This window comes from Martelella sp. FOR1707 (genome assembly GCF_053484265.1).
Genome location: NZ_JBAKFP010000013.1, coordinates 1 through 12,824 on the forward strand (window position 1 = coordinate 1; position 12,824 = coordinate 12,824).

Annotated in this window: 9 protein-coding genes; 5 read left to right on the forward strand and 4 right to left on the reverse strand. The window is 63.0% G+C overall.

The features are described from left to right. The first annotated feature begins 299 nt into the window (after positions 1–299). Positions 300–860 carry a DUF6101 family protein gene (locus V6765_RS23700; RefSeq protein ID WP_448433067.1) on the forward strand — a complete coding sequence of 187 codons (561 nt, stop codon included), beginning with the start codon at positions 300–302 and terminating at the stop codon, positions 858–860. A gap of 3 nt (positions 861–863) precedes the next feature. Here V6765_RS23700 and ubiA read toward each other — a convergent pair whose 3' ends face one another. The 3 genes from ubiA to V6765_RS23715 form a co-directional block, all read right to left on the reverse strand. After that, entirely contained in the window at positions 864–1,817 is a 954-nt protein-coding gene (ubiA, locus tag V6765_RS23705; protein ID WP_448433068.1) for a 4-hydroxybenzoate octaprenyltransferase, read from the reverse strand. 24 nt (positions 1,818–1,841) lie between these two features. Then, positions 1,842–3,104, reverse strand: coding sequence for a class I SAM-dependent methyltransferase (locus V6765_RS23710; protein ID WP_448433069.1), 1,263 nt, complete (start codon positions 3,102–3,104; stop codon positions 1,842–1,844). Between the two features lie 280 nt (positions 3,105–3,384). Further along, entirely contained in the window at positions 3,385–5,670 is a 2,286-nt protein-coding gene (locus tag V6765_RS23715; RefSeq protein ID WP_448433070.1) for a Tex family protein, read from the reverse strand. Positions 5,671–5,853: 183 nt separating this feature from the next. Here V6765_RS23715 and purD point away from each other — a divergent pair, with 183 nt between their 5' ends. From purD to xth, 4 genes are all read left to right on the forward strand, one after another. Further along, positions 5,854–7,125 carry a phosphoribosylamine--glycine ligase gene (gene purD, locus V6765_RS23720; RefSeq protein WP_448433071.1) on the forward strand — a complete coding sequence of 424 codons (1,272 nt, stop codon included), beginning with the start codon at positions 5,854–5,856 and terminating at the stop codon, positions 7,123–7,125. Between the two features lie 176 nt (positions 7,126–7,301). Continuing rightward, entirely contained in the window at positions 7,302–9,974 is a 2,673-nt protein-coding gene (locus V6765_RS23725) for a DNA translocase FtsK 4TM domain-containing protein (protein WP_448433072.1), read from the forward strand. 99 nt (positions 9,975–10,073) lie between these two features. Beyond that, on the forward strand, positions 10,074–10,799 hold the full coding sequence (locus V6765_RS23730) for an outer membrane lipoprotein carrier protein LolA (RefSeq protein ID WP_448433073.1): 726 nt from the start codon (positions 10,074–10,076) through the stop codon (positions 10,797–10,799). 83 nt (positions 10,800–10,882) lie between these two features. After that, on the forward strand, positions 10,883–11,686 hold the full coding sequence (gene xth / locus V6765_RS23735; protein ID WP_448433074.1) for an exodeoxyribonuclease III: 804 nt from the start codon (positions 10,883–10,885) through the stop codon (positions 11,684–11,686). Here xth and opgC read toward each other — a convergent pair. Beyond that, on the reverse strand, positions 11,683–12,741 hold the full coding sequence (opgC, locus tag V6765_RS23740) for an OpgC domain-containing protein (RefSeq protein ID WP_448433075.1): 1,059 nt from the start codon (positions 12,739–12,741) through the stop codon (positions 11,683–11,685). The two genes, xth and opgC, sit on opposite strands and share 4 nt — an antisense overlap. Positions 12,742–12,824 lie beyond the last annotated feature (83 nt).

A 12,824-nucleotide genomic window follows, 5' to 3' on the forward strand; every position in this document is an offset into this window, starting at 1 on the left:
GGGTTCACCCCTCTCTGCCCCTGTCGGGGCATCTCCCCCTCAAGGGGGGAGATTAATGGTGCGCTTCCGCGCCGTTTCCCAAACCCCGCACCCCGCGCGGTTAACACCCCGTCACCACGCCGTTCACGCTCTCTCAACCCTTCGAAATCGGATTTTGATAACCATTGCCGCGCGTTGGAATTTCTTAACCGTGCTTGTTAAGGCGGCTGGTAACAACCTCGCCTATGATCGCCCTCAGACGAACGGAAAAGTTCGCGAATGTGCGCCGGATACCGGGGACAGAAATCAAGGGTGACGAGATGACGAATACGCAAGTTTTGAGGGGACGGGACGATACGGTTCTGAGAATCGATCCCGCATATTTTCCGCAGAAGTTTTCCTACACGGCCAAGGGCACCGATGCCCGCATCGCCGTCAAGCTCGATACCCGCGGCGCGGTGGTCAGGCGCAACCTGCCGTCCAGCAACCTGCCGTTTTCGATCGCGCTTCCGGGCCGCGCCTTCAAGGGCGTTGCCGCCCGCGCGGTGGCTCATGTCGACGGCGCGATCACGGTGACGCTGGAACTGCATCACGCCGACCCGGAACTGTGCATCCCGCTGCTCGTCGCTCATGACCTCGAGGCGATCGTCGCCGACTGGCAGGAATGGGCGCTGCTCTACGATATTCCGATGCTGATGGTCGAGGCCGATGGCGCTGCCCGCGCTGTCGATTTCCAGCCCCATCGGGTGAGTGCGGCCAATGACGAAGCCGGCCCGCGCCGCCGCAAGGCCACACGGCCGAACCCGCGCCTGACGGTGCGCATGGAAGACGGCAAGCTCGGCGTTGCCCTGAAGCTCGCAGGCCGCGCGGTCGCGGCCTGAAAATCAACTGATGAAGATCGAGACCGCCAGCCCGGCGAAGATTGCGATGCCGACATGGTGGTTGGATTTGAACAGCCGCAGGCACTGATCGCCGTTATTGATATTCAGCACCGCGATCTGGCGGAGCAGCATCCCGCCGGCGATGATGAGCCCGGCAAAGGAAGGCCAGCCAAGGCCCGCCAGGCGGAAGGCAAGCGCCATCAGCACCAGCATCACGCCGTAAAAGCCGATTAGCCATGGCTTGGTGTTATCGCCGAAGAGACGCGCGGTGGAGCGCACGCCGATAAGGGCGTCATCCTCCTTGTCCTGATGGGCGTAGATCGTGTCGTAGCCGATGGTCCACAGTACCGAGGCGATATAGACCAGCACTGCCGGTCCCGAAAGCGCGCCGAAAACCGCCGCCCATCCCACCAGCGCCCCCCAGGAAAAGGCGAGCCCCAGCACGAATTGCGGCCAGTCGGTGAAACGCTTGGCAAAGGGGTATATCGCGACGATCGCAAGCGACGAAATCGCCAGCACGATCGTGAAAAGATTGAAGCAGAGCAGGACGGCAAGCCCGGTCAGCGCCTGCAGCAGGATGAAGATCTTCGCCTGCCGGCGGGTGACCCGGCCGGAGGGCAGGGGTCGCGAGCGGGTTCTCGCCACCTGGTTGTCGATGTCGTGATCGACAAGGTCATTATAGGTGCAGCCCGCCCCGCGCATGGCAACGGCGCCGAGCCAGAACAGCAGGCAATGGGCAATGAACTGGCCGGGCCGGAAGGCATTGGCTTCCGCCGTGACGCCGGCGGCCATCGCCGCCGACCAAAGGCAGGGCCACAGCAATAGCTGCCAGCCGATCGGCCGGTCCCAGCGGGCAAGCTGGGCATAGGGCCACAGCGAAGGCGGCAGCAGCCGGTAGACGAAATTATCCGACGGCGCGTCAACCACGCGACCGTTATCCTCGAAAATATTGCTCATCTGCCTGCCCTGAATAAAGCCGGATCAGGGAAACTCGACGGGCTCCAGCGGCGCCCGGTTCGCTTCCGCGGCTTTCAGTTTGTCTTCCGCCTCGAACATATAGCGGCGGTTATTGGGCGTGGCAAACTGGCTCTTGGAAAGCTGCATCTGGAAGATGAACATCTTGTCCCACTCGAAGGCCATTTCTGAGCCGGCGAGATAGAATTCCCACATCCGGAAGAACTGCTCGTCATAGAGCTTGATCGCCTCTTCCTTGCGCGCCACGAAGCGCTCGCGCCAGGCCCGCAGCGTATAGGCATAGTGCATCTGCAGGATTTCGATGTCGCGCACCAGCAGGCCGGATTTTTCAACCGCCGGCAAGACCTCGGCCAGCGAGGGGATGTAGCCGCCGGGGAAGATGTATTTTTCGATGAACGGGTTGTTGAAGCCGTGGGCGGCGACATCGCGCCCGATCGAATGCAGCACCATCACCCCGTCATCGTCCAGAAGCTCGAAACACTTGTCGAAGAAGTTCTGGTAGCGGCCGATGCCGACATGTTCGAACATGCCGACGGAGACGATCCGATCGAAGGGCTTGGCCTTCATGGTCCGGTAGTCCTGCAGCTCGAAGCGCACCCTGTCGGAAAGCCCGCGCTTTTCCGCGCGGTTGGCCGAAATCGCGAGTTGCTCGTGGGAAAGCGTGATGCCGGTCATGTCAACGCCCGCCATTTCGGCGAGATACATGCTGAGCCCGCCCCAGCCGGAGCCGATTTCGAGAACGCGCTGACCTTCGTTCAGCCGCAGCTTGGCGGCGATGTGGCGCTTCTTGGCAAGCTGCGCCTCGTCCAGCGAGATATCCGGCGGATCGAAATAGGCGCAGGAATACTGCCAGTCCTCATCCAGAAACAGGCTGAACAGCGGCGGCGTCAGATCGTAATGGTGAGAGACGTTCTTGCGGTTCTTGTTGATCGGCAGCCGCGTCTGCAATTGGGCAAGCCCGGTACGCCAGAACAGTCTTGCCGCCATCAGCGGCGAGAACACGATCGCGAGCGTGTTGCGGCGCACCAGCGACAGGAAATCGTAGATATTGCCTTCTTCCATCTGGAAGCGGCCCTGCATGTACATCTCGCCAAGCGCAAGCGCCGGGTCTCTGGCGATCAGCGTTTCGGCTTCCTTGTCGGTGAATTTGACCGCGACCGGGTCACCGGTGCCATCCCCGAATGTCGTTATCGTCCCCGTTGCGTCCTTTATCCTCAAAGTGCCTGTTTTAATGATCTTTTCGACCAGGTTGAACAGCTGAGAAGCCATCGCAATCCCCCGAATGCCTGCTTATGTCATATATTATTTCACGCACATTATTCATTCTGGCGCAAGAAACAAGGCGGGCGTCCGATCCCCGATCGACACGTTTCCGGGCATAAAGTGCCGCGTTGGCAGTTCTGGGTTGTGGGATGCCTGTCGTTCAACGCTACCAGCGCGGTTTGCGCAGGCGGCACAGACAGGCATGGTCGGTCGCCGGCCGTGAGAGGCAAACCAGTTCCGGGTCGTCTGATTCTCTATTGGAGGGACGAGGAGCAGGGATTCCGATTCACTTCTTCCGCATCGCGTCCGCAAGTGCTGCGCCGAACGCGCCCTGGGTCTGCGGCTTGCCGCCCCGGTCATTGCCGCGCTCCCGTGGCCGATCATTGCGGGGGCCGCGGGCGGTGGGCGCGCCGTCGTCCTTTTTCATCGAAAGCCCGATGCGCTTGCGCTTGACGTCGACATCGACCACCCGGACCTTCACCACGTCGCCGGCCTTCACCACCTCATGCGGGTCCTTGACGAAGCGGTCGGCGAGCTGGGACACGTGGACGAGGCCATCCTGGTGCACGCCGATATCGACGAAGGCGCCGAAGGCGGCGACATTGGTGACGGTGCCTTCCAGCACCATGCCGGGCTTGAGGTCGGAAATCTCGTCGATGCCGTCGGCAAAGCTTGCCGTCTTGAACTCGGGGCGCGGGTCGCGGCCGGGCTTTTCAAGCTCCGCCAGAATGTCGCGCACGGTCGGCAGGCCGAAGCGGTCGTCGACGAAGGCACGCGGATCGACGGCCTTGAGCGCCGCGCTGTCGCCCATCAGCGCGCGAAGATCCCGCCCGCAGGCCGCGACGATCTTCTTGGCCACATCATAGGCTTCGGGGTGGACGGCGGATGAATCGAGCGGCTCGATGCCATCGCGGATGCGCAGGAAGCCGGCGCTCTGCTCGAAGGCGCGGGGGCCGAGGCGGGCGACCTTCAGCAGTTCCTTGCGGCTCTTGAACGCGCCATTGGCATCGCGGTGCAGCACAATCTGCTCGGCGATCGAGGGGCCGAGGCCGGAAACGCGGGCAAGCAGCGGCGCCGACGCGGTGTTGAGGTCGACGCCGACGCCATTCACCGCATCCTCGACCACGGCATCGAGCGAGCGCGACAGCTTCATCTGGTCGACATCGTGCTGGTACTGGCCGACGCCGATCGATTTCGGCTCGATCTTGACGAGTTCGGCCAGCGGATCCTGCAGCCGGCGGGCGATGGAAACCGCGCCGCGCAGCGAGACGTCGAGGTCCGGAAATTCCTTCGCCGCCGTCTCGGAAGCCGAATAGACCGAGGCCCCGGCCTCAGACACAACCACCTTCATCGGCTTCGGGTCGGGTACCGCCTTCAGCACGTCGGCGACAAGTTTTTCGGTTTCGCGGCTCGCCGTGCCGTTGCCGATCGCGATCAGCGACACGTTGTGGCGCGCGATCAGCGCCTTCAGCGCGGCCATTGCGCCCTGAATATCGTTGCGCGGCTGGAACGGGTAGATGGTCGCGGTGTCGAGCAGCTTGCCGGTGCCGTCGACGGCGGCGACCTTGACGCCGGTGCGGATGCCCGGATCGAGACCGAGCGTGACGCGCGAGCCGGCGGGCGCGGCAAGCAGCAGGTCCTTCAGGTTGCGGGCGAACACGTTGATGGCTTCGTCCTCGGCGCGCTCGCGCATTTCCCGCATCAGGTCGAGCGAGAGCGAGGTGGAGAGCTTCACCCGCCAGCACCAGCCGGCGACCTGCATCAGGAAGGCGTTGGCCTTGCCCTCGCCATCGATGTCGAAGAAGCGGGCGATCATCTGCTGGGCGGGCTTGACCGGGGAGGGGTTGTCGCGATCCGCCTCGATGGCCACCGACAGCACTTCCTCGTTGAAACCGCGCAGCATGGCGAGAACGCGGTGGCCCGGCGCGGTGGCGAATTTTTCGGCATGGTCGAAATAGTCGGAGAATTTCTGTCCGGCCTCTTCCTTGCCGGCGACCACGGTGGCGTAGAGCATCGCATTGTCGCGCATATATTGCCTGAGCCTGCCGACGAGTTCGGCGTTCTCCGCAAACTCCTCCGACAGGATATCGCGCACGCCGTCGAGCGCCGCGCGGGTGTCGGCGACCTTGTCGTTGACATAGGCTTCGGCGAGTTTCTCCGGGTCCGAGCCGCGGTCGCTGAAGATTGCGTCGGCCAGCGGCTGAAGCCCGTTCTCGCGGGCGATCATGGCGCGGGTGCGGCGTTTCGGCTTGTAGGGCAGATAGAGGTCTTCGAGTTCGGACTTGGTGGTCACGGTGGCGATCTTGCCGGCAAGTTCATCCGTCATCTTGCCCTGGCTGGTGATCGATTCGACGATGGTGGCGCGCCTTGCCTCCAGTTCGCGCAGATAGGCAACGCGCTCGGCGAGCGTGCGCAACTGGCCGTCATCCAGGCCGCCGGTTGCCTCCTTGCGGTAGCGCGCGACGAAGGGCACGGTCGCGCCCTCATCCAGAAGCTTCAGCGCGGCATCCACTTGTTCCGGGCGGGCCTTGATTTCCTCTGCGACGATGCGGGCGATTTTTTCTGCGGCCATCAATCTCGTTCCATCTTCCACGGGAGAGGCGAATTTAGGCGTTCATCGCGCCGAAACAATGGCTTTGACGCGGGCGCGCGCAGCCTTCCACAATATTGCCCCGGATGTTAACGCAGCCCGGCCTTGACCTTTGTCGCCAGCCTGCTTACCCAACCGCCAGCAGGTGTCAAACGGAGCGGACCCATGAATGTCCTTCTGATCGGTTCGGGCGGGCGCGAGCATGCGCTGGCCTGGAAACTCGCGCAATCCCCCGAAATCGGCGAATTCTATGCCGCTCCCGGAAATCCCGGCATTGCCGCCCATGCGGTTTGCGTGGCGCTCGATGTCACCGACCATCCGGCCGTCGTCGCGTTCTGCCGCGAAAAGGCGATCGACCTCGTGGTCGTCGGCCCCGAGGCTCCGCTGGTCGCCGGTCTCGCGGATGACCTGCAGGCCGCCGGGCTGAAGGTGTTCGGCCCGACCCGAGCGGCGGCGCAGCTCGAAGGCTCCAAGGGCTTCACCAAGGATCTCTGCGCCCGTTACAGCATCCCGACCGGCGCCTATCAGCGGTTCGACAATGCCGAGGCCGCGAAGGCCTATGTGCTCGAAATCGGCGCGCCGATCGTGATCAAAGCCGATGGCCTTGCCGCCGGCAAGGGCGTCACCGTCGCCCGCACCAATGACGAGGCGCTTGCCGCGATCGACGACTGCTTCTCCGGCACATTCGGGGCTGCCGGCGCGGAAGTGGTTGTCGAGGAGTTTCTGGTGGGCGAGGAGGCGAGCTTCTTCTGCCTTTCCGACGGAAAACACGCCCTGCCGCTCGCCACCGCGCAGGATCACAAGGCCGTCGGCGATGGCGACACCGGGCCGAATACCGGCGGCATGGGCGCCTATTCGCCGGCACCTGTGATGGATGCCGCGATGATCGAGCGCACGATGAGGGAGATCATCGAACCGACGATCCGCGGCATGGCGGAGATGGGCCACCCGTTCCAGGGCGTGCTTTATGCCGGCCTGATGATCACCGAAAAGGGGCCCGAGCTAATCGAATACAATGCCCGTTTCGGCGATCCGGAATGCCAGGTGATGATGATGCGGCTGAAAAGCGATCTGCTGCCGATCCTCGTCGCTTGCGCCGAGGGCAGGCTCGACACGGTTGGCGCCGATTGGAGCGAGCAGACGGCGCTGACGGTGGTGATGGCTGCCAAGGGCTATCCGGGCGCCTACAAGAAGGGCAGCGAGATCAAGGCGCTGCCCGCCGATGACGCCACCGCCCGCACCTTCCATGCCGGTACGGCCATCAAGGATGGCAAGCTGGTGGCCAATGGCGGACGGGTGCTGAACGTTACCGCGCTCGGGCCCAACGTCACCGAAGCCCAGACCCGCTCCTATGAGCTGATCGAGAGCATCGACTGGCCCGAAGGCTTCTGCCGCCGCGATATCGGCTGGCGCGCGGTCGCCCGCGAGGAGGGCTGAGCGGAAAACCGCAGGCAAATACCCAAAAACGATCGGTGGAAAAGGACCAGCCGGGCCAACGCCCGGCGATGGTTAAAGAGGCTTTAACCCATCGCTGTTAGCCTCGGCTGCGAATCTGCCGGGAGACCCCTTGTTTCCGGGCGGTGCGTTCGGTTGAAGGTATGAGGGTATTAGTCATGGCTGCACGGGCAGAGCGGTTTGAAGACAGAAGCGGCGGCGAGTTCTCGCTTATCGGATTTGTCCGCCGCTATGTGGCTGCGCTTTTCGGGTTCGGGCTGTTCGTGGCGCTCTGCCTTGCGATCGCGGCGATGGCGACGTGGAATGTCGATGATCCGAGCAAGCTCCATGCCACCGGCCGCCTGCCAACCAATATTCTCGGCTATCCCGGCGCCGATTTCGCCGACATCGTGATGCAGGCCTTCGGGCTCGCCAGCGTTTTCGCGCTTCTGCCGGTGCTTTCCTGGTCGCTCGCGATGATGGCGGGAAAGCGGATCTATCGCAAACCCTCGCGCTTCTTCGCCTGGATCGGCGCTGCGATTGTCACCGCCGCGGTGCTCGGCTGCGTGCCGCCGCCGCCGACATGGCCGCTGCCAAACGGTCTCGGCGGGGTTTCCGGCGATCTGATCCTGCGTTTCCCGGCGCTGTTTATCGGGCAATATCCTTCGGGCCTGGCCGCGATGATCGTCGGCGGCATTTTCGCGCTGCCGGCGCTGTTTCTCCAGCTTTATGCCGCCGGCCTGATCATTCGCCAGCCGAAGGTCGTTCCCGAAAAGCCGGCCGCAAAACGCCATTCGAGCGATCCCGGCGCGCCGACCGTCTCCGATCTGTCGGAGGAGCGCGAAGGCTGGTTCTCGTTTGCGCCGCTGATCGGCTACGCCGCCCATACCTGGTACATTTCGCGCGCCCGCTTCAACAAGATTTTCGGCCGCCGGCGCGACGAGGACGAGGATTTCGACGCGCCTTATGATTTCAACGAGGACAGTTTCGACCGGTTGGACGATGACGAGCCGGCCTATCCGTCGTCATGGCGGCGCAGCGGCGAGCCGAGCCTTGTCGATCCCGACCGTCCGCGCGAGACGGGTTACCGGCCCGCCGACCCGCCGCCCTTCGACTATGACGGGCAGATGGGCGATGATTTCGATGATGATGACGACCTTCCCGAGGGCGTGCTGAGCGCCGATTTCGGCTCGTCCGAGCCGCGCGTCACCCGCCAGACGCCGCGCGCGCCGGTGGTGGCAGCCCCCGCGCCGCCGCCGAAGCCGGTAAGCGCGGAAACCGTGCGCCGGCCGTCCCACGGGTCGATTTCGCCGCGCGGCTTCGAACTGCCGTCCGCAGCCCTGCTCGCCGAACCTAAGGGCCTTGCCCGCGACAAGGCACTGTCGAAAGAGGTGCTGGAGGACAATGCCCGCACGCTGGAAAAGGTGCTCGACGATTTCGGCGTGAAGGGCGAGATCATCCATGTCCGCCCCGGTCCGGTGGTCACACTTTACGAGCTGGAGCCGGCGCCCGGCATCAAGTCCTCGCGCGTCATCGGCCTTGCCGACGATATCGCCCGCTCGATGGCGGCGATCTCGGCGCGCGTGGCCGTCATTCCCGGCCGCAACGCCATCGGCATCGAACTGCCCAATCCGCATCGCGAGACGGTGTTCCTGCGCGAGATCATCGCCAGCCAGGATTTCCAGAACTCAAAGGCCAAGCTTGCCATGGCGCTCGGCAAGACGATCGGCGGCGAATCGGTCACGGTCGATCTTGCCAAGATGCCGCATCTCTTGATCGCCGGCACCACGGGCTCCGGTAAGTCGGTCGCGGTCAACACCATGATCCTGTCGCTGCTCTACCGGCTCTCGCCCGAGCAGTGCCGGCTGATCATGATCGACCCGAAAATGCTCGAACTCTCCGTCTATGACGGCATTCCGCATTTGCTTTCGCCGGTGGTGACCGACCCGAAGAAGGCGGTCGTGGCGCTGAAATGGACCGTGCGCGAGATGGAAGAGCGCTACAAGAACATGGCCAAGCTCGGCGTACGCAATATCGACGGCTTCAACAGTCGCGTGGCGCAGGCGGCCGAAAAGGGCGAGACCCTGTCGCGCACCGTCCAGACCGGCTTCGATCGCGAGACCGGCGAGGCGATCTACGAGACCGAGGAATTCGAACTCGAGCCGATGCCCTATATCGTCGTGATCATCGACGAGATGGCCGACCTGATGATGGTCGCCGGCAAGGATATCGAGGGCGCGGTCCAGCGTCTGGCGCAGATGGCGCGCGCGGCGGGCATCCATGTGATCATGGCCACCCAGCGCCCGTCGGTCGATGTCATCACCGGCACGATCAAGGCCAATTTCCCGACTCGCATCTCCTTCCAGGTGACCTCCAAGATCGACAGCCGGACGATTCTCGGCGAGCAGGGGGCCGAGCAGCTTCTCGGCCAGGGCGACATGCTGCACATGGCTGGCGGCGGGCGCATCCAGCGCGTTCATGGGCCGTTCGTTTCCGACCCGGAAGTTGAGGACATCGTCGCCTATCTGAAAACCCAGGGTACGCCGGAATATCTCGATGCGATCACCGCCGATGAGGATGAGGACGGCGATGGCGGCTATGATGGCGACGGCGGCAGCGCCGGCAACATGGCGAAGTCGGATGATCCCTATGATCAGGCGGTGGCGATCGTGCTGCGCGACGGCAAGGCCTCGACCTCCTATGTCCAGCGCCGGCTCGGCATCGGCTACAATCGCGCCGCAAGCCTTATCGAGCGGATGGAGCAGGAAGGCGTGATCGGTCCTGCCAACCATGCCGGCAAACGCGAGATTCTCGTGCCGACGGAGCAGGACATCATTGAAGGCCCGCGCTGACGCCCCATCTTTGCCGGCAGCAACATTCAGTCCGCCGCGCCCCGAAAACGCCTCTTTGGCGGCGCAACCGGGCCGCAATCAGTTTTCAGGATCGGATATATGAGCAAGTCTAAAAATACTTCGTCCCTGGCGCGTCGGCAGTTCATCGGCGGTCTCGTCGGCGCCGCCACTCTGCTGGCAGGCCTGCCTGCATTTTCGCAGACCCTCCCGACGGGAAGCAATGTGCCGACGCCGACCAAGCGCGGCGGTTCGGTCCAAGTCGCCCAGGCCACATCCACCTCGTCCGGCGTTGCGGCCCAGCGGGTCGCCGACCACTTTTCATCCGTCAAGTCGATGACCGGCGAGTTCATGCAGTTCGGCCCGCGTGGCGAGCAGTCGGGCGGCAAGTTCTATCTGGAACGGCCCGGCAAGCTGCGCTTCGACTATGACCCGCCCTCGACGCTGAAGGTGATCGCGGACGGCCGCAACGTCGCCGTCGGCAATGGCGATCTCGACACCTGGGATTTCTATCCGTTGTCGCGCACGCCCCTGTCGCTGCTGCTTGCCGACCAGATCGACCTCCAGCACCGCATGGTGCGCGATGTGCGCGAGCAAAACGGGCTGACGGTGATCGTGCTCGGCGACAAGTCGATCTTCGGCGATCAGGTGATCACGATGATGTTCGACAGCAAGACCTTCGACCTGCGCCAGTGGACCATTACGGATGCCCAGGGCAAGGACACCACGGTGATCCTCTCCAATGTGCGCACCGGCGTCAAATTCGCCCGCTCGGTGTTCCGCATTCCCTATGACCAGATCATGGCAAGCCCCGGCAGTAACAACTGAAGGGTCAAAGAGAGGGCGCCCTTCCGGTCGCCCGGCGAATCGCCTAATGCTGATGCCCCGTTCAGCAAGGAAGGCGATTGCCGGTGGAATTGAGACTTACGACCTGGAACATCAATTCGGTGCGCCTGCGCCTGCCGATCGTCGAACGCTTCCTGAAGGACTATCAGCCCGATATTCTCTGCCTTCAGGAAATCAAATGCCTCAATGACCAGTTCCCCTACAAGCCGCTGCGCGAACTCGGCTATGAGCATATCGAGGTGCACGGCCAGAAGGGCTATCACGGGGTCGCGATCGTCTCGCGCATTCCGCTGGGGGAGGGGTTTTCGACGGATTACTGCGCCATGGGCGACACCCGCCACATCTGCGCGGTGTTCGATGCTGGCGGCAGGAAGATCAGGCTGCATAATTTCTATGTGCCGGCCGGCGGCGACGAGCCCGATCCCGAGATCAACCCGAAATTCCGCCACAAGCTCGATTTCCTCGAGGAGATGAAGGTGCTGAAGGCCGATCAGGGCGATGGCATCGGCTCCATTCTTGTCGGCGATCTCAATATCGCGCCGATGGAAAACGACGTCTGGTCGCACAAGCAGCTTCTGAAGGTCGTCAGCCATACACCGGTCGAGACTGAGGGCATGAAGGACCTGATCGCCAAGGGCGGCTGGGTGGACCTTATGCGTCACGTCACGCCGGAGGACGAAAAGCTCTACACCTGGTGGAGCTACCGCGCCAAGGACTGGCAGGCTGCCAATCGCGGTCGCCGGCTGGACCATATCTGGACCTCGCCCGACCTCGTCCCGGCGTTCCAGCGCTTCGATATCCTCACCGAGGCACGCGGCTGGGAAAAGCCGTCCGACCATGTGCCGGTAACGGCGTCGTTTATGTTTTAGGGCGTTGCCGCTGGCGGGCTCAACGTTTTACCTTGCGGACGCCGCGTCAGGGTTCCGCCGCGCTTGAGCCCGAAAACAACAATGCCTCCGAACGCGAGCAGGGCGATCGTGAGGCCAAGCGGATGTGGGGCGCTGAACGTCGGCAACAGGTTCAACACGAGGTTTCCGCCGCCATAGATAAGCAGCGACTGCGTGCCGATCGTGGCGAATGCAGCCGTAACTGACGCAACATGGGGCAGCGAAAGGGACAGTTGCAGGCATAAGCCTAATCCGACGAAGGCGACGATCCCGACCGCATAATATCCGGGATGGTTGAGCCATCGATTGGCCAGGAAACGCCTTCCCGCTTCCATCGGCCCGCCGGAGAGCTCCGTCAGGCAGATCACGACGGCGACAGCCAGCATGAGGACCGGAATCACGATATTTCTACGGCCGGTAAGGACCTCGCCGATAGCCAGGCCAAACCCAAGAAACGTCATCGACGGCAACAACGCGGGGCCATATCCCAGTCCGACGCCGGTGACCAGGGTCAGCGGATAGCCCGATTGCGGCGCCATCCCGTCAAGCGTAAGCTTCAAGCACCACGCAAGACCAGCCAGCACCAATACGGGAAGCGACCCATAACGCCTCAGCGCGGGGAGCAATGCGATGACCACGGCGAAGAGTACCGTGTAGATCAGAAGAATTTCACTGAAACGCCCGGGGCCCATCCCGGTAACCGCCAATAGCCCCTGCTGAAAGCTCAGATTGCCGGACACTGTCGCTGCGAGTGTGAGGCCAGCAAAGAGTGCGGCGCAGATCAGCATCCGTGATGTCAGACGGCCGCGAATTCTGGGAAGCGCCGTTCCTTTTCGCAGTTTCGAAAGATAGGCGATCTCGATCATCATTCCGAAGAGAATGACGAAGCTCGGTGTCGCCAATCGTGTTAGAGGCACGAGCAGATGCACATCGGGAACGAACTGGATCTTGAGGTGATCGGCCATGGCCAGCAGGACCGCTATGCCTCGCAGGGCATCCAGCGCGACGAGGCGTTGCGAAGAGCTCGTTTCTGACATTTCTAAACCTGTTGGCTAATTCATGTACGCCCAACAGATTAAGCCTTGCGGCGTGGCCGATGGCAGGCAAGCGGCATAGATTG